The sequence below is a fragment of the Vibrio sp. 10N.222.55.B11 genome (genome assembly GCF_041473705.1).
GTDB lineage: Bacteria > Pseudomonadota > Gammaproteobacteria > Enterobacterales > Vibrionaceae > Vibrio > Vibrio crassostreae_C.
The window spans coordinates 1-22,909 of sequence record NZ_JBFRST010000008.1; the positions used below are offsets into that span (position 1 = coordinate 1).

General features: G+C 43.1%; 24 protein-coding genes and 4 tRNA genes. 12 read left to right on the forward strand and 16 right to left on the reverse strand.

Annotation, left to right across the window (positions count from 1 at the left end):
* Positions 1 to 95: 95 nt before the first annotated feature.
* From AB4503_RS04170 to lolB, 8 genes are all read right to left on the reverse strand, one after another.
* A tRNA-Gln gene (locus AB4503_RS04170) sits at positions 96 to 170 on the reverse strand.
* A gap of 28 nt (positions 171 to 198) precedes the next feature.
* A tRNA-Leu gene (locus tag AB4503_RS04175) sits at positions 199 to 283 on the reverse strand.
* 65 nt (positions 284 to 348) lie between these two features.
* A tRNA-Met gene (locus AB4503_RS04180) sits at positions 349 to 425 on the reverse strand.
* 280 nt (positions 426 to 705) lie between these two features.
* A complete protein-coding gene (ychF, locus tag AB4503_RS04185; RefSeq protein WP_010439159.1) occupies positions 706 to 1,797 on the reverse strand; it encodes a redox-regulated ATPase YchF in 1,092 nt (363 codons plus the stop codon).
* 10 nt (positions 1,798 to 1,807) lie between these two features.
* Positions 1,808 to 2,398 (reverse strand): aminoacyl-tRNA hydrolase, encoded by a 591-nt coding sequence (pth, locus tag AB4503_RS04190; protein ID WP_004739815.1) that lies wholly within the window; start codon positions 2,396 to 2,398, stop codon positions 1,808 to 1,810.
* 222 nt (positions 2,399 to 2,620) lie between these two features.
* Entirely contained in the window at positions 2,621 to 3,565 is a 945-nt protein-coding gene (locus AB4503_RS04195; RefSeq protein ID WP_004739814.1) for a ribose-phosphate pyrophosphokinase, read from the reverse strand.
* Positions 3,566 to 3,592: 27 nt separating this feature from the next.
* Positions 3,593 to 4,468 (reverse strand): 4-(cytidine 5'-diphospho)-2-C-methyl-D-erythritol kinase, encoded by an 876-nt coding sequence (gene ispE, locus AB4503_RS04200; protein WP_372113753.1) that lies wholly within the window; start codon positions 4,466 to 4,468, stop codon positions 3,593 to 3,595.
* Positions 4,465 to 5,112 carry a lipoprotein insertase outer membrane protein LolB gene (gene lolB / locus AB4503_RS04205; protein ID WP_017064165.1) on the reverse strand — a complete coding sequence of 216 codons (648 nt, stop codon included), beginning with the start codon at positions 5,110 to 5,112 and terminating at the stop codon, positions 4,465 to 4,467. Before lolB ends, ispE begins: the two co-directional genes overlap by 4 nt.
* Positions 5,113 to 5,272: 160 nt before the next feature.
* Between lolB and hemA the strand changes: the two genes are divergently transcribed.
* From hemA to ybaK, 8 genes are all read left to right on the forward strand, one after another.
* Positions 5,273 to 6,532 (forward strand): glutamyl-tRNA reductase, encoded by a 1,260-nt coding sequence (hemA, locus tag AB4503_RS04210; RefSeq protein ID WP_017062312.1) that lies wholly within the window; start codon positions 5,273 to 5,275, stop codon positions 6,530 to 6,532.
* Between the two features lie 28 nt (positions 6,533 to 6,560).
* The gene (gene prfA / locus AB4503_RS04215) at positions 6,561 to 7,649 is read left to right on the forward strand and encodes a peptide chain release factor 1 (RefSeq protein ID WP_017062313.1); all 1,089 of its coding nucleotides are present in this window, start codon (positions 6,561 to 6,563) and stop codon (positions 7,647 to 7,649) included.
* Between the two features lie 5 nt (positions 7,650 to 7,654).
* A complete protein-coding gene (gene prmC / locus AB4503_RS04220) occupies positions 7,655 to 8,515 on the forward strand; it encodes a peptide chain release factor N(5)-glutamine methyltransferase (RefSeq protein ID WP_372113756.1) in 861 nt (286 codons plus the stop codon).
* A gap of 194 nt (positions 8,516 to 8,709) precedes the next feature.
* Positions 8,710 to 9,093, forward strand: a complete 384-nt coding sequence (locus tag AB4503_RS04225; RefSeq protein ID WP_009848726.1) for a SirB2 family protein — start codon at positions 8,710 to 8,712, stop codon at positions 9,091 to 9,093.
* 28 nt (positions 9,094 to 9,121) lie between these two features.
* Entirely contained in the window at positions 9,122 to 9,931 is an 810-nt protein-coding gene (locus AB4503_RS04230; protein ID WP_017064164.1) for a SirB1 family protein, read from the forward strand.
* 22 nt (positions 9,932 to 9,953) lie between these two features.
* Positions 9,954 to 10,808: a 3-deoxy-8-phosphooctulonate synthase gene (gene kdsA / locus AB4503_RS04235; RefSeq protein ID WP_017069619.1), complete on the forward strand. Its 855-nt coding sequence runs from the start codon at positions 9,954 to 9,956 to the stop codon at positions 10,806 to 10,808.
* Positions 10,809 to 11,262: 454 nt separating this feature from the next.
* Positions 11,263 to 12,924 (forward strand): bifunctional UDP-sugar hydrolase/5'-nucleotidase UshA, encoded by a 1,662-nt coding sequence (ushA, locus tag AB4503_RS04240; RefSeq protein WP_017064163.1) that lies wholly within the window; start codon positions 11,263 to 11,265, stop codon positions 12,922 to 12,924.
* Between the two features lie 104 nt (positions 12,925 to 13,028).
* The gene (ybaK, locus tag AB4503_RS04245; RefSeq protein ID WP_372113758.1) at positions 13,029 to 13,502 is read left to right on the forward strand and encodes a Cys-tRNA(Pro) deacylase; all 474 of its coding nucleotides are present in this window, start codon (positions 13,029 to 13,031) and stop codon (positions 13,500 to 13,502) included.
* A 106-nt stretch (positions 13,503 to 13,608) separates the two neighbouring features.
* Here the strand turns inward: ybaK and rluF are convergent, their stop codons facing one another.
* The 3 genes from rluF to AB4503_RS04260 form a co-directional block, all read right to left on the reverse strand.
* The gene (gene rluF / locus AB4503_RS04250; protein ID WP_017064161.1) at positions 13,609 to 14,742 is read right to left on the reverse strand and encodes a 23S rRNA pseudouridine(2604) synthase RluF; all 1,134 of its coding nucleotides are present in this window, start codon (positions 14,740 to 14,742) and stop codon (positions 13,609 to 13,611) included.
* Between the two features lie 176 nt (positions 14,743 to 14,918).
* On the reverse strand, positions 14,919 to 15,500 hold the full coding sequence (gene smrA / locus AB4503_RS04255; RefSeq protein WP_017062320.1) for a DNA endonuclease SmrA: 582 nt from the start codon (positions 15,498 to 15,500) through the stop codon (positions 14,919 to 14,921).
* A gap of 170 nt (positions 15,501 to 15,670) precedes the next feature.
* Positions 15,671 to 15,811, reverse strand: coding sequence for a DUF3149 domain-containing protein (locus AB4503_RS04260; protein ID WP_017062321.1), 141 nt, complete (start codon positions 15,809 to 15,811; stop codon positions 15,671 to 15,673).
* A gap of 255 nt (positions 15,812 to 16,066) precedes the next feature.
* On the opposite strand from AB4503_RS04260, the gene AB4503_RS04265 reads away from it, so the two are divergent.
* Positions 16,067 to 16,143: transfer RNA gene (locus tag AB4503_RS04265), tRNA-Pro, on the forward strand.
* Between the two features lie 102 nt (positions 16,144 to 16,245).
* Here the strand turns inward: AB4503_RS04265 and AB4503_RS04270 are convergent.
* From AB4503_RS04270 to AB4503_RS04280, 3 genes are all read right to left on the reverse strand, one after another.
* Entirely contained in the window at positions 16,246 to 16,914 is a 669-nt protein-coding gene (locus tag AB4503_RS04270) for a LuxR C-terminal-related transcriptional regulator (RefSeq protein ID WP_017064159.1), read from the reverse strand.
* Between the two features lie 494 nt (positions 16,915 to 17,408).
* Positions 17,409 to 18,281, reverse strand: a complete 873-nt coding sequence (locus AB4503_RS04275; protein WP_017064157.1) for a hypothetical protein — start codon at positions 18,279 to 18,281, stop codon at positions 17,409 to 17,411.
* An 83-nt stretch (positions 18,282 to 18,364) separates the two neighbouring features.
* Positions 18,365 to 18,976, reverse strand: coding sequence for a hypothetical protein (locus AB4503_RS04280; RefSeq protein WP_017064156.1), 612 nt, complete (start codon positions 18,974 to 18,976; stop codon positions 18,365 to 18,367).
* A 313-nt stretch (positions 18,977 to 19,289) separates the two neighbouring features.
* Here AB4503_RS04280 and AB4503_RS04285 point away from each other — a divergent pair, with 313 nt between their 5' ends.
* The 3 genes from AB4503_RS04285 to AB4503_RS04295 are packed head-to-tail and all read left to right on the forward strand — an operon-like array spanning position 19,290 to position 21,040.
* On the forward strand, positions 19,290 to 19,766 hold the full coding sequence (locus AB4503_RS04285; protein WP_017064155.1) for a curli production assembly/transport protein CsgE: 477 nt from the start codon (positions 19,290 to 19,292) through the stop codon (positions 19,764 to 19,766).
* Positions 19,767 to 19,776: 10 nt separating this feature from the next.
* The gene (locus tag AB4503_RS04290) at positions 19,777 to 20,187 is read left to right on the forward strand and encodes a curli assembly protein CsgF (RefSeq protein ID WP_102333662.1); all 411 of its coding nucleotides are present in this window, start codon (positions 19,777 to 19,779) and stop codon (positions 20,185 to 20,187) included.
* 16 nt (positions 20,188 to 20,203) lie between these two features.
* Positions 20,204 to 21,040, forward strand: a complete 837-nt coding sequence (locus tag AB4503_RS04295) for a CsgG/HfaB family protein (protein ID WP_372113760.1) — start codon at positions 20,204 to 20,206, stop codon at positions 21,038 to 21,040.
* 83 nt (positions 21,041 to 21,123) lie between these two features.
* On the opposite strand, the gene AB4503_RS04300 is transcribed toward AB4503_RS04295, so the two are convergent.
* Positions 21,124 to 21,546 carry a hypothetical protein gene (locus AB4503_RS04300; protein ID WP_102321503.1) on the reverse strand — a complete coding sequence of 141 codons (423 nt, stop codon included), beginning with the start codon at positions 21,544 to 21,546 and terminating at the stop codon, positions 21,124 to 21,126.
* 123 nt (positions 21,547 to 21,669) lie between these two features.
* On the reverse strand, positions 21,670 to 22,557 hold the full coding sequence (locus AB4503_RS04305; RefSeq protein ID WP_372113762.1) for a TraB/GumN family protein: 888 nt from the start codon (positions 22,555 to 22,557) through the stop codon (positions 21,670 to 21,672).
* Between the last annotated feature and the right edge of the window lie 352 nt (positions 22,558 to 22,909).

The following is a 22,909-nucleotide window of genomic DNA, read 5'->3' on the forward strand; positions in this document are numbered from 1 at the left end:
CAACTGAGCTAAGTAGCCATCTGAGAGCGAGACAATATAATATAATCTTGCTTTCAATGCCATTATCTTTTTAAAGATAATTACACTTTAAATAGTGGCTGGGCTACCTGGATTCGAACCAGGGAATGCCGGCATCAAAAGCCGGTGCCTTACCGCTTGGCGATAGCCCAACAATGATATCTTAAAGACATCTCAATATGGTGCGGTCGGAGAGACTTGAACTCTCACACCTCTCGGCGCCAGAACCTAAATCTGGTGCGTCTACCAATTCCGCCACGACCGCGTTATTTCCTAAAAACTCTTTGTTACTAAAGACAAACTTTAATATCAAATAGAGTGCTTAGGAAATGGTGGCTACTGCGGGATTTGAACCTGCGACCCCATCATTATGAGTGATGTGCTCTAACCAACTGAGCTAAGTAGCCATTTCCATATTGTTGCTCATTTCGAAACGTTGCCGCTTCGCTGTGAACGGGGCGCATTATGCGGAGTTGAGTGAAACCCGTCAACTTTTTTTTTGAATAAATCGCGAATAAACATCTGTTCGGTTTCTTTTTAGGCAAAGAGGCGTATTTGTCGACAAAAAACAGGTCTAAAAGGCGATATATATAGGAAGTTAACTTTCTGGTGAGGGACAATTTAGAAAGGGGAAAAACAAAAAGGCCAGTGAATTCACTGGCCTTTTTTCTAGATGTTTAATCAGAATTATACATTGAAGCGGAAGTGAACAACGTCACCATCTTTAACGATGTATTCTTTACCTTCAAGGCGCCATTTACCTGCGTCTTTCGCACCGCTCTCACCGTTAAATTCGATGAAGTGATCGAATCCAACAACTTCAGCACGGATGAAACCTTTCTCGAAGTCTGTGTGGATCTTACCCGCTGCTTGTGGCGCAGTTGCACCTACAGGGATTGTCCAAGCACGAACTTCTTTAACACCAGCTGTGAAGTAAGTCTGAAGAGTCAGTAGTTCGTAACCAGAGCGGATCACTCGGTTAAGACCTGGTTCTTCGATACCCATATCCGCAAGGAACTCTTCGCGATCTTCGTCATCAAGCTCAGAAAGCTCTGATTCGATTGCTGCACAAACAGCAACAACAACGTTGTTTTCGTTTTCTGCGTATTCACGAACAGCGTCTAGGTATGGGTTATTTTCAAAACCATCTTCTGCAACGTTTGCGATGTACATTGTTGGCTTAAGCGTTAGGAAGTTTAGGTAGCCGATTGCTGCCGCTTCTTCTTTGCCAAGTTCAACAGTACGTGCCATACCACCTTCAGTTAGAACTGGAAGTAGCTTTTCTAGTACAGTGATTTCGAATTTAGCGTCTTTGTCGCCGCCTTTCGCTTTCTTTGCGTTACGTTGAATTGCACGCTCACAGCTGTCTAAGTCAGCCAGTGCAAGTTCTAGGTTGATCACTTCGATATCTTCAATTGGAGATACTTTGCCAGCAACGTGAACAATGTTTTCATTTTCAAAGCAGCGTACAACGTGACCGATAGCGTCAGTTTCACGGATGTTAGCTAGGAATTTGTTACCAAGACCTTCACCTTTAGATGCGCCAGCAACTAGGCCCGCGATATCTACGAATTCCATTGTCGTTGGAAGGATCTTCTGTGGATTAACAATTTTTGCTAATGCATCTAAGCGTAGATCTGGAACCGGAACGATACCTGTGTTTGGTTCGATCGTACAAAATGGAAAGTTTGCTGCTTCGATGCCTGCTTTAGTCAGTGCGTTAAACAGAGTTGACTTACCAACGTTTGGTAGACCAACGATGCCACATTTAAAACCCATGATATAAACCTTATTCTGCTTTGAACGTATGTAAGCGATTTTGTGCTTTTGGTAGGCCATCTTTTAATAAGATGTCTAGGCTGCGAACCGATTCGTCAACGACGGCCTCGATACACTCTTGCTCTTTTTGAGGAGCTTTGCCTAATACATAACCTGCAACTTTATCTTTGTGTCCTGGATGGCCGATGCCTAATCTAAGACGATAGAATTCTTTATTGTTACCCTGCTTGCTGATGATGTCTTTCAGACCATTATGTCCGCCATGACCACCACCTTTTTTAAACTTTCCAATACCAGGAGGCAGGTCTAACTCATCGTGAGCGACCATGATCTCTTCTGGTTTAATTTGGTAGAACTTTGCTAAGGCTGCAACTGCTTTGCCTGACAAGTTCATAAAAGTCGTTGGGATCAGCAAACGAAGATCTTCACCGTGAACCATGATACGACCCGTTAGGCCAAAGAACTTTGGTTCGTTCTTTAGTGTCACGTTATGTACACGCGCTAATTCTTCAACTACCCAAGCGCCCGCGTTGTGGCGAGTTTTGGCGTATTCTGGACCTGGATTAGCCAGTCCAACGAGAAGTTTTATTTGTTGGCTCAAGGTATGGATCTCTCTTGGGATTTCAAAAAGCGCCGTATGATATCACAGTTTATGAAAAAGGTGCGAGCTAGCTGATAGCTGCGCGATTATTCCTGTTTGTGATAACTAGCAGTGCAATATTACTCAGACATAAAAAAAGCACTTCATTGACTGAAGTGCTTAATATCTTTCTCTCGCGTGTTTCTAAAACCAAGCTTTTGTAAAAAAGCTATTGGGCTTTGATTAGTTGAACATCGCTGAGATTGATTCTTCGTTGCTGATACGACGAATCGCTTCAGCAAGCATGCGAGAAAGGCTAAGTGTTGTCACTTTACCCGTCGCAGCCATCTCTGGAGATAGAGAGATAGAATCCGTTACGATAACTTGGTCTAGAACAGAGTTCTTGATGTTGTTCGCAGCAGTACCAGAGAAAACAGCGTGAGTTGCGTAAGCGAATACACGCTTAGCACCGCGCTCTTTAAGCGCTTCAGCTGCTTTACATAGTGTGCCACCCGTATCGATCATGTCATCAACGATCACACAGTCACGGCCTTCAACATCACCGATTAGGTTCATTACTTCAGAAACGTTAGCACGTGGACGACGCTTATCAACGATAGCGATGTCAACATCACCTAGCGCTTTAGCCGTTGCACGAGCACGTACAACACCACCAAGGTCTGGAGAAACCACTACTGGGTTTTCTAGGCCACGGTTAGCCATGTCTTCTAGAAGAACTGGAGTGCCGAAGATGTTATCAACAGGTACATCGAAGAAGCCTTGGATTTGCTCTGCGTGTAGGTCGATAGTAAGAACGCGGTCAACGCCAACGTTAGAAAGGAAGTCTGCAACAACTTTTGCAGTAATTGGCACACGAGCAGAACGTACACGACGATCTTGACGGGCATAACCGAAGTAAGGGATTACAGCAGTAATACGGCCAGCAGAAGCACGGCGCATTGCGTCAATCATTACCACCAATTCCATAAGGTTGTCATTGGTTGGTGCACAAGTTGATTGAATCAGGAATACATCGCTACCACGAACGTTTTCATTGATTTGAACAGCGACTTCGCCATCAGAAAAACGGTCTACAGTAGCATCGCCAAGAGAGATGTATAGACGATCAGCAATACGTTGGGCTAGTTCAGGTGTTGCGTTACCAGCAAATAGCTTCATATCAGGCACGGTGGAAACCTCGGGTTGCGTCCAGTTTTAAATAGATTGTGGGTGGGCTGATTGGTATTCAGCCAGAGTTTCTTTTAAAGGAGAAATGTTTCTTCCTTTCGCTACGAAAGCGGAAACTGTGTCAGGCAGTTGTTCTCGCACCAATTCGGCTTCTTTTTTGCTGCTAAATTCAGCAAAAACGCACGAACCAGTGCCAGTCAATCTCGACGGCGCGTATTGTAGCAGCCATGAAAGTTGCTTATCAACCTCTGGGTACAGCATTCGCACAATTTTTTCGCAATCGTTTACGTATTCTTGCTCTAGAAGCGTTGATAGCGCTCGCTTCGGCGTATTTCGAGTTAATTCTGAATGTGTGAATATGTCTACAGTTGCTATGCTCACTTGAGGCTTAACAACAAGATACCATTTTTCATCCGGATTAGCGGGCTGAAGCTGTTCTCCAACCCCTTCCGCAAAGGCTGCATGGCCTCGAACGAACACAGGAACGTCAGCGCCAAGTTTCAATCCGATCTCTGCGAGCTGATCATCAGACAGGTTGAGTTGCCATAGATAGTTAAGTGCGACCAACACGGTTGCGGCATTTGAAGAGCCTCCACCAATGCCACCTCCCATCGGAAGTACTTTCTTAAGCTCAATATCGGCACCGAAAGAAGTCGATGTATATTGTTGAAGAGCGGTCGCGGCTTTCCAAATCAGGTTGTCTTCTGTTGCAACGCCTGGTATTTCCGGTGTGATTGTGATTGAGTTCGTTTCTTCATTAACGGCAACCGTTAGTTCATCGCCAAAATCAACAAACTGAAACAAAGTTTGAAGCTCGTGATAGCCGTTGTCACGTCGACCTGTGATGTAAAGAAATAGATTCAGTTTAGCCGGAGAAGGCCAATGCGTTGGCGTTGTTATCATTTTTTCAGTGTCCACTTCGAAACTACAATGTTGATTTTGTTATCGTCTTGCTTGAATGACAATCGAGTAGGGAGGGGGATGCTTTCTACATTAGTGTTGTCTTCATCTGAGAGGTGTTTACTCTGCATCTCAGTATTTCGATAATTAGCGAAGTTCAGTGTCCATAGCTGGCTGCTGACTTGTTTGGTTAGAGACTCAAGCGTGTTAGTTGTATTTAACTGGTAGCTGTCAGCTTGGTCTGGAATGCCAAGGAACCATTGAGACAGGTGATCAATAGGTATCTGCAAACCTGTCAGTTGCTCAACCAATACAGAGGCACTTGCGTGAGTAAATACTTGGTCGTCATAGGTCACCACTTTGGCCCCTGACGGATCTATAGTCAGGTTCAATGCGGTTTGACCGAGGAATGTCGTGAGCCTTAATTGACTGTGATTTGGTGAATGCTTCCAAATGAAGTTTAGGCTTTGGCGCTGCTCTGGAGAAATGTAGGCGAGCTTGCCCGAGGCTTGGTAGTTTTCTATCTGTAGAAGTCGGTTTTGGTGACTTTGCCACTCAACACTGGTCGGTTGTTCAGGTATAGACGAGCAACCCACCATAATTATGGTCATAAAAATAAGAGACGTGATTCTACGAAGTTTGCTCATATTTGCTCACAACTTGTTCAAATTTATCTAAAAAACGCTTCAACTATAGCATTGAATTCACGAACTCAGGAAAACAAATCCCGCTTGCTCTTTAAATAGAGCCATGCATCAAGTAAAATTCGCCCCTTGTTTCCATTCCCTGATCGAGAACTTCTGATACATGTCTTTGCTTGCCGTAGGTATCAATCACAATACAGCGTCGGTTGAATTGCGAGAAAAAGTCGCTTTTGGTCCAGATAAATTATCTGAGGCACTCAAGCAACTTAACGCAAATGCACACGTGAATGGAAGTGTCATACTTTCTACCTGTAATCGAACTGAAGTGTATTGCGACGTTAAAGGCGTGGCTAAAAACAAACTCATCGATTGGTTGTCGGTTTTCCATCAAGTTAGCCCAGAAGAGCTAAAGCCAAGCCTTTATATCCATGAAGAGCAGGCGGCGATTAAACACTTAATGCGCGTTGCTTGTGGTTTGGACTCTTTAGTCTTGGGTGAACCGCAGATCTTAGGTCAGGTGAAGCAAGCGTATACGGACTCGCGAGAGAACAAATCCGTTGATGCTTCAATGGAAAAACTATTCCAGAAATCATTTTCTGTTGCGAAGCGTGTTCGAACTGAAACTGAAATCGGCGGAAGCGCGGTTTCTGTAGCTTACGCAGCCTGTACCTTAGCCAAGCACATTTTTGAATCCATCGCAGATTCAACCGTGTTACTGGTTGGTGCGGGTGAAACCATTGAGCTGGTGGCTAAGCACCTTTCGGCGAATGGCTGTACAAAAATGATTGTGGCGAACCGAACTCGAGAACGTGCTCTAGGGCTAGCAGAAGAATTTGGTGCTGAAGTGATCAGCTTGAATGAGATCCCTGATCATCTTCATCGAGCGGACATCGTAATTAGCTCAACCGCAAGTCCATTGCCTATTATCGGTAAGGGTATGGTTGAGACTGCTCTAAAAACAAGAAAGCATCAGCCGATGTTATTGGTTGATATTGCCGTTCCACGTGATGTGGAATCGCAGGTTGGTGATCTAAATGATGCCTACCTTTATTCGGTTGATGATTTGCAGTCGATTGTTGATGGCAATATCGAACAACGTAAAGTTGAAGCGATTCAAGCTGAAGCGATCGTCAGTGAAGAAAGTGCCGCGTTCATGAGTTGGATGCGCTCTTTACAAGCGGTAGACAGTATTCGAGATTACCGTAAATCGGCTAACGAAATCCGCGAAGAATTATTAAGTAAAAGTTTACAATCGCTTGCCGCTGGCGGTGACCCTGAAAAAGTTTTACTCGAGCTCAGCAATAAGCTCACAAACAAATTGATCCATGCTCCAACGCGCGCACTTCAAAGTGCAGCTGAGCAAGGAGAACCTGCAAAATTAATGGTCATTAGACAGAGTTTGGGCTTAGAAAACCCTCAATAATATTAGACCTCCAACAAGATAAGACATTATGAAAGCCTCGATTCTAGTAAAGCTTGAAACACTTGTTGAACGCTATGAAGAAGTTCAACATCTACTTGGTGATCCAGATGTAATCGGGAATCAAGACAAATTCCGTGCACTTTCGAAAGAATACTCTCAACTTGAAGAAGTGACAGCTTGCTTCCAGTCATACCAGCAAGCGAAAGAAGATCTAGAAGCTGCTGAAGAGATGGCAAACGAAGACGACGCAGAAATGCGTGAAATGGCTCAAGATGAAATCAAAGATGCGAAAGCAGCAATTGAGCGTCTGACTGATGAGCTACAGATTCTTCTTATTCCAAAAGATCCAAACGATGAGCGTAACTGTTTCCTAGAAATCCGCGCAGGTGCGGGTGGTGATGAAGCAGGTATCTTCGCGGGCAACCTGTTCCGTATGTACTCTAAGTTTGCTGAGAAGAAAGGTTGGCGTGTTGAAATCATGAGCAGCAATGCTTCTGAGCAAGGCGGCTACAAAGAGATGATCGCTAAGGTTAGTGGCGACGCTGTTTACGGCACCATGAAGTTTGAGTCAGGCGGTCACCGTGTACAACGTGTACCTGAAACCGAATCTCAAGGCCGTGTTCACACGTCAGCATGTACGGTTGCGGTTATGCCTGAGATCCCAGAAGCGGATCTTCCAGAAATCAAAGCGGGCGACCTTAAAATTGATACTTTCCGTGCATCAGGCGCGGGTGGTCAGCACGTTAACACCACGGATTCAGCAATCCGTATTACTCACTTACCAACGGGTACAGTAGTAGAGTGTCAGGACGAGCGTTCTCAGCATAAAAACAAAGCGAAAGCGATGGCTGTTCTTGCTGCTCGTATTGTTCAAGCAGAAGAAGAGCGCCGCGCGGCAGCGGTTTCTGATACACGTCGTAACCTACTAGGTTCGGGTGACCGTAGTGACCGTATTCGTACGTACAACTACCCACAAGGCCGTGTTTCGGATCACCGTATCAACCTTACAATTTACCGTCTTAACGAAGTACTTGAAGGTGACATGCAAAGCTTGCTTGATCCTGTACTTCAAGAGCACCAAGCCGATCAGCTTGCTGCACTTGCAGAGAACAACTAACCAGTATGCAGTCAGCATATACGGTTGAAAGTGCTTTAAAAGCAGCAATCGTAAAGCTTCAAGAGGGTGATAACACATCACCCTCTATTGATGCCGCGGTACTGCTTTGTCACGCCTTAGATAAACCAAGATCTTACCTACTGACTTGGCCTGAGAAGCATCTCACCTCTAAGCAAGAGTCTGAATTCAATGCCCTTCTAAAACGTCGCTTAACCGGTGAGCCTGTGGCTTACATTATCGGTGAGCGTGAGTTTTGGTCACTGCCGTTAAAAGTTTCCCCTTCTACATTAATCCCACGCCCAGATACCGAGCGTTTGGTTGAAGTAGCGTTGGATAAAACCTTTGGCAAGCAAGGCGCGATTCTCGATTTAGGGACAGGTACAGGTGCTATCGCGTTAGCATTGGCGTCTGAGATGCCGAATCGACAGGTGACGGGTATTGATCTTCGCCCTGAAGCGCAGCAGCTTGCGACAGAGAATGCACAGCGTCTCAACATCACCAATGCGACTTTTTTGCATGGTAGTTGGTTTGAGCCTTTGAGCTCTGAAGGCGTTGTGAAATTCTCTCTGATTGTTTCTAACCCGCCATACATTGAGAAGAATGATCCTCATTTGTCTCAAGGCGATGTGCGTTTTGAGCCGATCACAGCACTGGTTGCTGAAGAGAAAGGGCTTGCAGATATTCGATACATTTCTGAAAACGCACGTGGCTTTTTGGAAAATGAAGGTTGGTTAGCATTTGAACACGGCTATGACCAAGGTTTGGCAGTTCGTGAGATTATGCAGGCGCTCGGTTATCTCGATGTTGTCACAGAGAAAGATTACGGTGGTAATGACCGAGTGACATTGGGCCGTTACTGTTCATAGTTAGTGATTGTTAATCGTCTTGTGAGCAATGGATGATGAACTTGCTAAATTGATACCTTTAACTCGACAATACATTTAACCCGATAATGCATTTAACGCAGAAATACAGAGATTTTATGCAGAACTACAGAGCATTAACGGGTATTGTGAGGCTCGTGTTAACGAAAGCACATATAAAAATATAAAGGAATACCATGTACGAAGGTCTAAAACATTTTCACCTATTAACGATTGCTATAAGTGCGCTACTTCTCTCGATTCGTTTCGCTCTTATGATGGCTAACTCACCTAAGCTTAAGCATCCTTTCTTGCAGCGTTTCCCTCATATCAATGACTCGTTGCTATTGCTATCGGGTATTGGTTTGATTTTCATCACTGGCTTTATTCCATTCACACCAGCAGCACCATGGTTAACCGAAAAACTAACTTGTGTTATGGCTTACATCGCATTAGGTTTCTTTGCGCTTAAGCTAGGTAAAAACAAGCTACTGAGAGTATTCTCTTTCTTTGGTGCGCTTGGCTGGTTAGCGATGGCAGGCAAAATCGCAATGACCAAGACACCAACATTTTTCGGTTAATTATCTTCCTTATTTCGGTTAACTATCTATGTACGAATTTTTTGATGAAGACTTTGACCAGCTAGAGTTAGCTGAAGGTGCATTGATCTTAAATAAAGCGATTAACCCAGAAACTCAAGACAGTTGGGCAGAGCAAGAGCTGGCGAGATTGTTAAAAGACGCCGAGTTTGCTTTGGTTAATGAAACCGATGAACAGCAGAAGTTTGAATCTTTTATTCGACTATTCTTTTATGAATGGGGTTTTGCTGGCGATAAAGATGCGTATTTCTCTTCGGAAAACGCGTTCATCGATAAAGTGCTTGAGAGAAAGAAAGGCATTCCAGTGAGTCTGGGGGCGATCTTTCTTTTTCTAGGTCGCAAGCTAGGCTTTCCTGTAGAGGGCGTCTCTTTCCCGACTCAATTCTTACTTAAAGTAAGTTGGTACGGGCAAGCTGCAGCCTATATTAACCCTTATAACGGTGAGTATGTTGGCGAACAAACGCTGCGAGCATGGTTAATTGGCCATGATGGCCCATTAGCTAAGGTGAAACCTGAGCACTTAGAAGTCGCCGACCACCCAACAATTATTGGTAAGTGGTTAGCCCTGCTCAAGAGTGCACTGCTGCGAGAAGAGCGTTATACACTTGCATTGAAGTGTACTGACCTTGCTTTGACGTTTGTACCTGATGACCCATATGAAATCCGTGACCGCGGTTTTATCTATCAGCAGCTAGACTGTCACCAAGTAGCCGCAACCGATTATCAATACTTTATCGACCAATGCCCAGATGACCCGGCATCTGAGTTACTGAAATCTCAAGTGAACGTCATGAACGAAAAGACAGTGGTTGTTCACTAATTAATAATTATTTAGAGAGAATATGATGGAACAGAAAACAGTTCATATTGGCGATATGCCAATTGCTAACGACAAGCCATTTACGCTATTTGCAGGCATGAACGTTCTTGAATCTCGCGATCTTGCTATGCAGATCTGTGAGCACTATGTAAAAGTAACCGAGAAGCTGGGCATCCCTTACGTATTTAAGGCGTCTTTTGATAAAGCGAACCGCAGCTCAGTTCATTCATACCGTGGTCCAGGAATGGAAGAAGGTCTCAAAATCTTCCAAGAGCTGAAAGATACTTTCGGCGTGAAGATCATTACTGATATCCACACAGAAGCTCAAGCTCAGCCTGTTGCGGATGTGGTTGATGTAATCCAACTACCTGCATTCCTAGCTCGTCAAACTGATCTTGTTGAAGCAATGGCTAAGACTGGCGCAGTAATCAACGTGAAGAAGCCTCAGTTCATGAGCCCGAATCAAGTTGGCAACATCGTTGATAAGTTCGCTGAGTGCGGTAATGACAACATCATCCTTTGTGAGCGTGGCGCTTGCATGGGTTACGATAACCTTGTTGTGGATATGCTTGGCTTTGGCGTAATGAAGAAGTCTTCAAACGGTAGCCCAATCATCTTCGACGTGACGCACTCTCTACAAATGCGCGACCCATCAGGTGCTGCATCTGGCGGTCGTCGTGAGCAAACGGTTGAACTTGCTAAAGCGGGTCTTGCTACGGGTATTGCGGGTCTGTTCATTGAAGCTCACCCAAACCCAGACCAAGCTCGTTGTGATGGCCCATCTGCGCTACCTCTAGACAAACTAGAGCCGTTCTTGAAGCAGATGAAAGCACTTGATGACCTTATCAAAGGCTTTGAGCATATTGATATTAAATAATTGAGATGGATGTGAAGTAACGGAAACGTTATTTAACAAAGTTGATCTAAGAAAGCCCAGTTCTCTGAATTGGGCTTTTTTTAATCTCGTAAAAGCAGCCGAACATAAACCGTTCATTTAAAGAGTTGTTAACGTGGCGGGTTATTGCCTAAGAAACTCTTATATGAGTGTGAGGTCAGTCCTGTTTGCAGTAAATTACTGATATTCATCACACTTTGTAAGTAAACGATTGCTTGTGATGCAGGGGAAGTTTGAGTGTAATCTCATAATTTTGTTACACTTAACTGTTGACCTATGCGTGACCAATTCGACATAAATATGAAATCGTTGTGTTACATCTAGAATGTTAATTTAAGATTAGTCATGTTGAAGTCTTATTGTTCGAACTCCAGGAAAGGGGTCGCAATAGATTATAAAAAGCAGTGGATTCCCTAAAAAGTTCAAAGGTATGACAATGAAGCAACGCCTTATTCTAAAGACAGCACTAAGTGCTGCAATTCTAGCTACTCTAGCTGGGTGTGCGTCTCAATCAGCTCATGATTGGAACCAAGACGAAACTTACAAGCTAACGATTCTTCACACAAACGATAACCATGGTCGTTTCTGGCAGAATAAATATGGCGAATACGGCATGTCTGCACGTAAAACGCTAGTTGACCAACTTCGTTCAGAAGTTGAAGCAGAAGGCGGTAGCGTGTTGCTTCTATCTGGCGGTGACATCAACACGGGTGTTCCAGAGTCAGACCTTCAGGACGCAGAACCTGATTTTAAAGGTATGAACAAAATTGGTTACGATGCCATGGCATTGGGTAACCACGAGTTTGATAACTCTTTAGACGTATTACAAAAGCAGATCGACTGGGCTAACTTCCCAATGCTATCTGCAAACATCTACGATAAAGCGACAGGTGAACGTAAGTTCCAAGCTTACGAGATGTTCGAAAAGCAAGGAATCAAGATTGCGGTTATTGGTTTAACAACTGAAGATACCCAAAAGATTGGTAACCCTGAATTTATCGCAGGCATCGACTTCCGTGATCCTAAAGAAGAAGCGAAGAAGCTAATCGCTGAACTTAAAGAAACAGAAAAACCGGATCTAATCTTTGCTGTGACTCATATGGGTCACTACGAAAATGGCCAACGTGGTGTTAATGCTCCGGGTGATGTCGCACTTGCTCGTTACCTAAACGAAGGCGATCTAGACATGATCGTTGGTGGTCACTCTCAAGAGCCTGTATGTATGGAAGGCCCTAACGTTGCGAAGAAAAACTTCAAGCCGGGTGATGAGTGTAAGCCTGACGTACAGAACGGTACTTACATCGTTCAAGCTCACGAGTGGGGCAAGTACGTAGGTCGTGCTGATTACGAATTCCGTAATGGCGAGCTAGAGATGGTGAGCTACGACCTGATTCCAGTTAACCTTAAGAAGAAAGTTAAGATCGACGGTAAGAAGCAACGTGTTCTTATTCAAGATGAAATCGCACAAGACCCAGAGCTACTTGAATTCCTACGTCCTTTCCAAGAGCAAGGTCAGGCACAGCTAGAAGTTCAAATCGCTGAGACAAATGGCAAGCTTGAAGGCGATCGTAACGTCGTTCGTTTCCAACAGACCAACCTAGGTCGTTTGATTGCGACTTCTCACATGGAGCGTGCAAAAGCAGACTTCGCTGTGATGAACTCTGGTGGCGTTCGTGACTCAATTGAAGCCGGTAATGTTACTTACAAAGATGTACTGAAGGTACAGCCTTTTGCAAACATCCTGACTTACACAGACATGACGGGTAAAGAAGTTCTGGATTACCTAAATGTAGTAGCGACTAAACCAATCGATTCTGGTGCTTACGCTCAGTTTGCTGGAATCTCTATGACAGTAGCGAACGGTGAAGTATCGAATGTATTCATCGGTGGCAAACAGCTTCGTCTAGACGAAACTTACCGTTTCACAGTACCAAGCTTTAACGCTGCTGGTGGTGACGGTTACCCTAAACTGTCTGATCACCCAGGTTACGTAAATACTGGTTTTGTTGATGCTGAAGTACTGAAAGAGTACCTAGAAGCAAACAGCCCGGTTGACGTGAACAAGTACGCGCCTTCAGGCCAAATGGTTTACAAGTAATTGTATCAATAGGTGCTAAATTAGATTGACTCTAGCACCATGATAAATTTAACTAAAGCGACGCCTCGGCGTCGCTTTTTGTTTATCTATCGTTTGGATTTGTTATGACCCCTGCAATCAATCTCGTCAAGAAAAAGAAAATCGCTCATAGTGTGCACCAGTATCATCATGATGCGAATAATACGAACTATGGTTTAGAAGCCGTTGAAGCGCTTGGTCAAGATCCCAAACGTGTATTCAAAACGCTGTTGTTCTGCTTGAATGGTGTGGCGAAAGATTTGGCGGTTGCCGTTATTCCTGTCGACCAGAAGCTAAATCTAAAGCTTGCCGCTAAAGCAGCGAAAGGCAAAAAAGCAGAGATGGCCGATCCTGAGATTGCTCAGAAAACCACGGGCTATGTTGTTGGTGGCATTAGTCCGCTTGGACAGAAGAAAGCACTGCCTACCTTCGTTCATTCCAGTGCGACAGATTTTGAAACGATATGTGTGAGTGCAGGTAAGCGTGGGCTAGAGATTGAATTAGACCCAAAAGACTTAACATTTCTGACTCGCGGCCAGTTTGCTGATTTATGTTTATAGATTGTCGTCGTCATGATGATAAAACTATCGAATGACCAACAAAAACGCCCGCTAGACTAATCTAGCGGGCGTTTTTATATCGAGAGTCTCGTCTTACTGATTCAGACTACTTCTTCAGACCTAAAGTACCACCAACACGCTTTGGTGCAGGTTTGTTCGGTCTGTTTGAATCTTGGCTGCGGTTTGCCGGCTTCCCGCTTCTACGATCGGTATTATCGCGATCTGTGCGATTGCGATCCGAACGATTTCTATCTGAATTAGAACGCTCTGAACGAGAGTTCGATTTCCAGTTCTCGGTATTACCACCGCTTTCACCATTCGATGAATTGCGGCCACGCTTTGAATTAGGTGCATGACGGAATTCATCCGCATTGTTACCGCGGTAGGTGCGTGTACGGTTCTCGTTTTGATTACGGCGCGCTGTTGAAGCTTGGTTCTCTTCACGGCTATCAAAAAGTTTCGCGTCAGTCGCTTTGCGAATGCGTTGACCTTTCGCGTTCATTTTTGACGCATCTTCCGTACTTACTGAGCCTTCACACATCGCTAAAATTTCAGTGATCTCTTCGTCGCTCAGGTAGCGCCATTTGCCGTTAGGAATACCGTCTAGTGAGATATTCATAATACGAACACGACGCAGTTTAAATACTTCATAACCGAGCGCTTCACACATACGGCGAATTTGGCGGTTAAGGCCTTGTGTTAGCGTAATTCGGAATGAGAACTTAGTCTCTTTCTCTACTTTACATGGCAAAGTGACTGTATCGAGAATGTGAACGCCAGCGCCCATTTGCTTCAAGAATTCCGTCGTAATCGGCTTATCTACACGCACCACGTATTCTTTCTCGTGGTTGTTACCTGCACGTAGGATCTTGTTTACGATGTCGCCGTCATTGGTTAGGAAGATAAGGCCATCAGAAGGCTTATCTAGACGACCAATCGGGAAAATGCGCTTGTGGTGGCCAATAAAGTCGACGATGTTGCCAGGAATATCACGCTCAGTCGTACAGGTGATACCTGTTGGTTTATTGAGAGCAATGTAAATCGGCTTCTCTTTTGAGCGAACAGGCTTATTGTCGATCTCAACATCATCACCTGGCAAGACTTTAGTACCCATTTCAGGGATCTTACCGTTAATAGTAACTCGGCCTGCATCAATCAGTTTATCGGCTTCGCGGCGTGAGCAAAAACCAGTTTCACTGATGTATTTATTAAGGCGTTTAGCTTGGGATTCTTGTGACATGATATTCTCTTAGCGTTTCACAACGGAAATGTAGATAAACAAAAAGCAACCTTTGGATAGTTGCTTTGAGTTGAAATTCGTTAACTGAGGTAATTTTAGCACTTGGTGTGAGTCTAGGCACGAAATATCGATCTTGATGCAAAATCGTTACTAGTCCATTTATCTATCTCAACCTATTAACTGGTGCGTTTTTGATGGCGCTCTCTGTTCTCTAGCTTTTTCTCATTACTCTTTCTGAGCATTACGTAGACTGCGCCCGTACCACCATGAAATTGCTGAGCAGAATGAACACATTGAACGTCGTTGATTTGTGTTAGCCAATTTGCCACGTAGCTTTTCATCATTGCAGGTGGATTCGAACGCTCACCCTTACCATGAACAATGATGACGGTACGAACATCCATTCTTAAACACTGACGCAAAAATGAAAGCACTTCGTTACGTGCGTCTTTCAGTGTTTTCCTATGAAGGTCGAGCTTGGCTTGAATAGGGTATTTTCCTAGGCGCAGCTTTTTGTATACGCCTTCTTGTACACCGTCTTTTTTATAAGCAACAACATCGTCTGGCTTGATCATTGGCGAATAGTCTAATGATAAGTAGTCTTTCTCGTCGTCAGACAGCCACATAGCGGCTTCACGCTTAGCAAGGTGAGATTCGGTGACTCGGTGTACTTTCTGGTGTTCAGCGGTGTCATGGTCGATACGTTTAACATCGCCCATCATTTCTTGGAATAGATCTAAGTCATCATCATGAGACATAGTGTGTATCTCAAGTTGGAGAAGGATAGGGTAAGTATACCTAAGTTGAGGTTAGGTTTAAAAATGAAAAAACCGGAGAAGACAATAAGTCTGCTCCGGTGCAAAGCGTTTTGACATTTACTTATAAAGTAAAAGAATACTTAAAAGTAAATGATTTAGGCAGAGCGATTCTAGTGAGGAGATTTTTCAGTCATAACTTTGTATATGAAGAAGCCTCCATAAAACATCATGAGACCCAGAGCCCCGAAGATTACTATCATTGAAGATAGTCCCACCGCATTACCAAATAGGAGATCTAGCCAAAAGTCCATGTGTATACCTCAAAGTTATATGACATGGCTTAGTGTATTAACAAGCATTATCAATTCACTGATCTGGATCAATCCTGTTTCATAAGTTAAATACTTGTTGGTAACTGTGTGTTTTTCGTCACATCATGCTCGTTGTTGTATGTCTTTTGTTCGAACGATTCAAAATCGCAATAAATATGAGAAAAAGCCCTTGCGGATAAATTCAGAACCCGTATTATACGCTCCATCGACAGGCAATGAGCCAGTTAGATATCTCGGTGAATAGCGCAGCTTGGTAGCGCATCTGGTTTGGGACCAGAGGGTCGGGGGTTCGAATCCCTCTTCACCGACCACATTAGAAAAAGCCGTAGCAGAAATGCTACGGCTTTTTTGTATTTGGGATTTCTACATTCTAACTGCATTGACTGTTTATGGTTGAGGGCAGAGAGTTAGGTCTATTGGACAAACTCATTTGTCGCAACGTTGTTCTTAACCCAGATCAAAGCTTGTAAGCGATTCTTCACCTTGATTTTTTTAAACGTGTTGTGAAGGTGTGCTTTGACCGTATTTTCACTGACATAGAGGGTATCTGCTATCTGAGTGTTAGATGCTCCATCACCGAGTAACTTAATGATCTGCTGCTCGCGTTTGGTGAGCTTGAGGTAATAAGGACTGGTTTTCGCGCACTGCCTCTCTCTGTAGAAGCTAATGTACTGGTAAATGAGCTTTCTACTCATCCACATCTCGCCTTGCAAAATGCAGTTAAAGCCGGCCACGAGCTTTTCAAGCGTGTCCGACGTATAAAAAATGCCGACAAGATACTGCCATTTAAGCATTTCAGAGTGCGGGAAATCGCCTGGTGTATTGAGTAGCACTTCATGGACATCACTTGCTACGTCATCTCTGAGCTCCTGGTATTTCTCAATGTATTGCTTACTCATTGTCGGGAAATCAATAATAATCAGAACTAAGTCATCGTTTTTTAGGGATTTAGCACTGAGCCTTTCCGGTGATATGAGTTTTATGTTCAGGTTAACTTTCTGTTCTATAGACTCTTTTAGTAGTATCGATTGTAAATTGTTCTCCGCAAGTAAAATGGCGTTATGAGCCTCCAGTTTAGCCATGTGGAACTCCTTTTCTTAACTCATTACTTGAACTTTAGGTGTTTTAGTTTAAAGCACGTATTGTTATTTTGCTAATTTTTAAAGATAATTATTCATCAAATCTATGAAATTAATTTAATAGTATTGTCGAAGGTAAAATAATACTTAAGTAGAAAGAGGGAATTACCGAGATTTATGGTTTTATTTTATTGATTGTACAGTCTTTATGAATTTTCCAGATCCCCTTGTTTGGGTGAAGTTTTATAGTGGCAGGAAACTGATTTATATTAATAATCAACGTTGTAATACCACTATTCGTATTCTGGTTGAAATTAGAGTTGGTGTTCGTACTCAACGTTAATGAAGATGCCACACTGTTATTTATGGTCAGAATAAGACTTTTATTTTTTATCAGGCACTGTACTGAATTTAAATCAGAAGAAAATCCATTAAAATGGAAAGAAATAAATAAAACGGCGACTAGCGCCGTTTTAATGTATGCACTGACACTCATATTAATTTTGGTAAATAATACCGACATTACCGTAAGCACCATTACCTAATACGACAGCACTATCATGTGATGTTTGTTCAACCGTAAATTGGTTCATATTACTGTTTTGTAATTGAACGACCGCATCAGAATGAGAACCTGTTTGTAGAACGAATACTCTATTATCGTCACTGTTCATTAGATCAATGTCGACATCGTTCCAATCACCACCACCTACGCTATTATTAACAATAGTCTGTACGTAGTTGTCATCACCGCTGATATCAATTGCAGCGTTATTGTAGTCAACGTCACCGTTACTGAATTCTGTATATGTTTGGTTTGAATCGCCATATATAGTCGTTTCGGCTCTGTTGCTGTCTGCTCCTCCAAGAGCTACGGTAACGGAAATGTTGTCATCACCCATTTGTGTTACACGAAGATCGTTAAAGTTACCGTATTGCTCAACTTGAACGCGTGCTTGGTTAGATTGTCCGTTTTGGTCAATTAGAGCATTGTTATACGAACCTCTAAGTTGAACATGTGCTCCATTTAGGTTACCGCTTTGTTCAACGACTACATCAGATTTGTAACTCGCGTGCGTATCGACCAATGCTGTGTGACCATCTGTTGTGCCTGACGTGTTTTGATTAATAGTTACATTAGCCATGTCACCATTACCCATTTGCCAAAGCGCTGTGTTGTCACTAGCTGAGGGGATCGTTACTCCGCCAGCTGCAGCGGTAAGGGCTGCGTCAATACCAAGATCGGTTGTGCCTTCAATCACTCCAGTTCCAGGAGCTGAAGCTGGATAGGGAGCGGGTAGCGGATCTGCGTGAGCTACATTCAAACTAATGATGGCACCGACTAACATTCCAATTTGTGTAAGTTTCATAAGTTGTATCCTTATACATTTCCATGTCGACGTTGTTGTTGCTTCACAGAGAAGCAACTTGAATCAAGCTTCCATACTGCGCGCTAATTGGCTTGATTGATGTGAATTCTCATTGAGCTAGACGCTTTCACTAAAGCAAAGTCGTTGCCGTCTTGAGAAATTCCTAAATTACTTCTTCCAGAACCAACCAAATAAGCAGTATTGCCATTGCCTTTTTGGTCAATGCTCAGCTGACTACTCTGTCTTGAGAAGTTAGCTTGTCCGATAACTGCTAAATTGTTATTCCCGTCTTGGGAAATAAGCGCTTCAGAATTTACTCCGAGTTGCCCAATTGCGGCATCGTTATTTGAACCATTCTGGTCTATTAAGGCGGTATTATTGCGCCCTGTTTGACCAATGTATGCGGAGTTAGAACTTCCGCTTTGCGTTATCTTCGCTCTGTTGTTCGCGGTAATACCAGGACTGCGTTGCTTTATTATTGCTATTGAATCAGTAGCATTAGATATATTTAATTCTGAATAATTATCTAAATCTCCAGAAGAGAAGCTTTCTAAATAATTATAATCATTGACTATATCTTGATTAACATTATGTAAAAAATCCCCTTCTATATCTGACGCGATAGCATTATTAAAACCTCCTGATAAAAAATATAAACAAGTTAAGCTGATAAGTGATGCTTTCCCAATTACCATCATCTTTACCTTAAAGTGTTCGTGATTATGATCCCTACGAAAATAAACTGCGTAGGGAATGAGTGAACCTTTGTTTTATCGAAATCCTAGGCCTTGAATTTACGAATAGCTATAAACTTAAAGTTGAAAATATTTAGTTGTTCATATGAAATTTAATTAGTATTTGACCGAATCCTACTAACCTTAGTTAATCAATTCCCTTCAGTAATTAATTCGAAAGTTTATATATGCCACTGTAAGCATGAATTACGCTTTATTCAGTTTCAACGAATCACATTCTCATTTTGTAAATAGACTTTGAATGGGAGCACATATGAAAATCAAGCTGCTTACAATAACTCTGCTTTCCTTTGCTCTTCATGCAGAAGAAAAGAGTCATGGTCTTGAAAATGCTGCTCCTTTAGAAAATGGACAAAAACTTGAGGACTCGACAAATAATCTTAAGGAAAAATTCAATGACTTCAGTGAAGTCGATGGAATTATTGTGGACAGAACCATTACGCGGTTGGGAGAGGATTTCTATTTTTTCTTCTCGCAATCGCTCAATGATAGTTATCCCGACCTTAAGGAAAATTTGACGGTAAAAGAAAGGCCAACGGCGTTATCAGGAAGCATCATAGAGGTTCAACACTCTAGAAAACCGATCTTCCGTACGGCGTTGTCCCCTGGTCGTAGACAAGCGAAAGAACGCGCTGCCGATGCAACACGAGTGGTTGGGAATTACATCATCCGATGGCAAGCGGAACGGATCTTTCAGGACACTTACGATCTAGACCATGATGAATTTTAAGGAGCCAAGGATGTCGATATTTTTCAGAAAGGCCGCGCTCATTGCGCTGATAGTTTCGCCTTCGGTTTACTCAAGCGAATTAGTTTATACGCCCGTAAATCCAAGTTTTGGCGGAAACGCTTTAAACAGTTCTCACCTTTTTAATCACGCTAATGCTATCAATGATTATGAAGACCCAAGTGCAAGGGATATCTTTGATGAGCAAGAATCAGCCTTAGATCGTTTAGCGTCTAGTTTAGAGTCTCGTTTGATAAGCCAGTTGCTTGCTGACGTGGGTAATGGAAACACGGGGCAGTTGGAAACTGATGATTTTTTCCTGAATATTGTGGATGATTCCGGGACTTTGTTGGTTCAAATCGTCGATAAAGAGACTGGGGAATCGACAGAAATCAGTGTCTCTGGATTAAACCCCGACCTCTAATCACAAGGATTGTGTTATGAAATCGATCATTATCGTCTTCTTGACCTTTGTGTTGGGAGGGTGCACTTACTCTATGCAAATTCCAGAGACTTCTGAAACGCCAAAGTTGATGCCGAGAGGATCGACTTATACGGACCTGATCTCATTACCTCAGCCTCGCGGTAAAATACTTGTTTCGGTTTATGATTTTAGAGATCAAACGGGACAGTATAAACCTCAGCCAAACAGTAACTTTTCGACAGCGGTACCACAGGGTGGAACGTCTTTACTGACCACGGCATTGATAGATTCCCAGTGGTTTGTTCCTCTAGAGCGTGAAGGGCTCCAGAACTTGTTGACGGAACGTAAGATCATTCGTGCTGCTCAGAAAAAAGACAAGGTAGTGAACAATCACGGAGCCGACTTAACATCGTTGAGCTCTGCGAATATCGTTATTGAAGGCGGTATTGTTGCTTATGACTCTAATATTGTTACAGGTGGGGCTGGTGCGAAGTATCTTGGCATTGGTGGCTCAGGGCAGTATAGAACCGATCAAGTGACAGTTAACTTAAGAGCCGTTGATGTAAGAACAGGGCAAGTTCTGTTGAGTGTGACTACGACTAAAACCATTTCCTCCCATGAAATCGGCTTCGGTGCATTTCGCTTTGTTGACTACAAAGAGTTGTTAGAAGTAGAGATGGGCTACAGCCAAAATGAACCAGTGAATATTGCCGTAATGTCTGCGATAGATGCGGCAGTGATCCATTTAATCGTTAAAGGAATGAAACGTGGTATGTGGTCGCCTGGTGACCCTAATGCGATGCAAAACCCAATCATTGTTCGATACTCTGAAGCGAGCACTGACATACTTTAAATAACCGAGTAAGCAGCAAAATAGGGCTATGCGGAAAACGGACCTTTCCCTTAGCCCTGTTTTTTCTTCAAGCAACTCAATGATCAATTCACATCGCACGTAATATCTTTTATCGGTGTTTCCGAGGTAACAAAACAAACATACGCTTCCGCTGGCTTATTCGGGCCTATTCGAATGTAACCTGCCTTTATTTCATCTTCATCAAACGTCACCGAGTGAGAGCTTCCCGTTTGGTTGTCGTAAAAGTTTGCTTCAAAATTGTTGTTCATTTGGCTTGCGATACGGTTTCGTGTTGTAGATGTTGTGAACGTAATATTGGCGCAGCGCATCGGTGGTTTCTCTGTAATCAAAAACTGTCCGCTTTCTTTATCTAATACACCGCCTTTGGTATCCGGTTGTATGTCTATCGCCTGAAACTGTTCGATGGTGCATGTTTCTTTGGCTGAGGCTATTGAGGGCATCAGCATCGTGAGGGCTAAAGGGAAAGCAAAAAGTACTGGTTTCATTAGAACAACGCCATAGGTAAAAAGAGCGAAAGATAATAGCACTGCAATGGTGCTATTAAATGTAAAGATTCTGTTATTAAGGAAATGCTTTTATAATGAAAAGGTCATGCCCTAATTAACCAACTAGCTGTCTTCGTTAACCTCAAACTGACACTGTGCTTGTTTGCTCTGTGATTGTTGATTAACTGTAAAGCCTTTCTTTTCTAACAGTTCTAACAGGTTGCCTTCTCCTATCAGGTGTAAAGTACCGACGACTAACAAGTAGTGTCCTTTCGTATCGAGTTTCCAGTCATTGGCAGACAGTTTGTTTGCCCAGTCTACGTTGCGATCCGTTAGGAATGCTTTTTCAAGATCGGTTGGCATTTCAGATAATTCCGCAAAATCCTCAAGTTTGGACTCATCGCCTGCTTTCCAGCTTTCAATGAGGCAATGTACAACACGGTCCGTTTGGTCAAATTCTTCTAGGCTACTGACTAACCATTCCTTACCGTCGTCCTTTTGTTTTGTCATCAGGTCTATTTGAAATTGCAGTGGCTCTAAGCTGATCACCGGAACGTCTTGGATGGTTGCCTTATAGGCTAATGTTGCGTCTACACCGCCCGCCGAGCCATAGCCATGATTCTTTAATTGCTGCATTTGTATCGATAGAGATGTCGCCCAAGGTGGAGAGCTCAATAGTTGCTGAGTCGGCATACCCAAAGATTTTGAAATGCTTGTTAGTAACTGCTTTTGTTCTGTGCTGAGCACATCGGCAGTGGTGACGGTTGTAGCCGGGTATACGACACCTTCGGATTTCCTGATATCCGTTTCGATAATTAAGCCATCACTGTTTTTTAGCGCGTCGGTGATCGCCGAAGGAAGGGGGTACATACTCTCGTCTCCAACGTGCACTGAACCTAAGATAGTGAGTGTCAGATCATCCTTTTGTGCTTGCCAATAAAGGGGCTCGGCGACCGCTTGCCTAGCTGAAAAAGCGAGAACGAATAAAACCATGTACCAGAGTGGACGCAAAGGGAGCTCCTTAAGGAAGTATTAAACTCGTTAAAATCGATTTTGACGGTGTTTTTTAACGGTTTTTTTTGAGAACAATGTCACGTTGTTTGTACGAAAAGTATAATAATACGCTGAAACTCTAAATCCTTTCTGACTACCAATGACACGATTTTATGAAATCGGTAAAAAAGATTGTGATTCATTTCTCAAATTTTACGTCAAAATTAAAATGACGGAAGTGCCGTTGCTTGTAACTTGATGATTTTATTTAAATTAAATTTATCAATATTTTTGAGATTTGAAGCCGATCACTTTATTAGCTCGATTTAATTCACGGTAAAAAATAAGCCCATATAGTTTATCTAACTTT

Bases quoted from the DNA above. Each gene is read 5' to 3' on its own strand.
- ychF (WP_010439159.1), bottom strand. From the start codon at position 1,797: ATGGGTTTTAAATGTGGCATCGTTGGTCTACCAAACGTTGGTAAGTCA.
- ispE (WP_372113753.1), bottom strand. From the start codon at position 4,468: ATGATAACAACGCCAACGCATTGGCCTTCTCCGGCTAAACTGAATCTA.
- lolB (WP_017064165.1), bottom strand. From the start codon at position 5,112: ATGAGCAAACTTCGTAGAATCACGTCTCTTATTTTTATGACCATAATT.
- hemA (WP_017062312.1), top strand. From the start codon at position 5,273: ATGTCTTTGCTTGCCGTAGGTATCAATCACAATACAGCGTCGGTTGAA.
- prfA (WP_017062313.1), top strand. From the start codon at position 6,561: ATGAAAGCCTCGATTCTAGTAAAGCTTGAAACACTTGTTGAACGCTAT.
- prmC (WP_372113756.1), top strand. From the start codon at position 7,655: ATGCAGTCAGCATATACGGTTGAAAGTGCTTTAAAAGCAGCAATCGTA.
- AB4503_RS04225 (WP_009848726.1), top strand. From the start codon at position 8,710: ATGTACGAAGGTCTAAAACATTTTCACCTATTAACGATTGCTATAAGT.
- AB4503_RS04230 (WP_017064164.1), top strand. From the start codon at position 9,122: ATGTACGAATTTTTTGATGAAGACTTTGACCAGCTAGAGTTAGCTGAA.
- kdsA (WP_017069619.1), top strand. From the start codon at position 9,954: ATGATGGAACAGAAAACAGTTCATATTGGCGATATGCCAATTGCTAAC.
- ushA (WP_017064163.1), top strand. From the start codon at position 11,263: ATGAAGCAACGCCTTATTCTAAAGACAGCACTAAGTGCTGCAATTCTA.
- ybaK (WP_372113758.1), top strand. From the start codon at position 13,029: ATGACCCCTGCAATCAATCTCGTCAAGAAAAAGAAAATCGCTCATAGT.
- rluF (WP_017064161.1), bottom strand. From the start codon at position 14,742: ATGTCACAAGAATCCCAAGCTAAACGCCTTAATAAATACATCAGTGAA.
- smrA (WP_017062320.1), bottom strand. From the start codon at position 15,500: ATGTCTCATGATGATGACTTAGATCTATTCCAAGAAATGATGGGCGAT.
- AB4503_RS04260 (WP_017062321.1), bottom strand. From the start codon at position 15,811: ATGGACTTTTGGCTAGATCTCCTATTTGGTAATGCGGTGGGACTATCT.
- AB4503_RS04270 (WP_017064159.1), bottom strand. From the start codon at position 16,914: ATGGCTAAACTGGAGGCTCATAACGCCATTTTACTTGCGGAGAACAAT.
- AB4503_RS04275 (WP_017064157.1), bottom strand. From the start codon at position 18,281: ATGAAACTTACACAAATTGGAATGTTAGTCGGTGCCATCATTAGTTTG.
- AB4503_RS04280 (WP_017064156.1), bottom strand. From the start codon at position 18,976: ATGGTAATTGGGAAAGCATCACTTATCAGCTTAACTTGTTTATATTTT.
- AB4503_RS04285 (WP_017064155.1), top strand. From the start codon at position 19,290: ATGAAAATCAAGCTGCTTACAATAACTCTGCTTTCCTTTGCTCTTCAT.
- AB4503_RS04290 (WP_102333662.1), top strand. From the start codon at position 19,777: ATGTCGATATTTTTCAGAAAGGCCGCGCTCATTGCGCTGATAGTTTCG.
- AB4503_RS04295 (WP_372113760.1), top strand. From the start codon at position 20,204: ATGAAATCGATCATTATCGTCTTCTTGACCTTTGTGTTGGGAGGGTGC.
- AB4503_RS04300 (WP_102321503.1), bottom strand. From the start codon at position 21,546: ATGAAACCAGTACTTTTTGCTTTCCCTTTAGCCCTCACGATGCTGATG.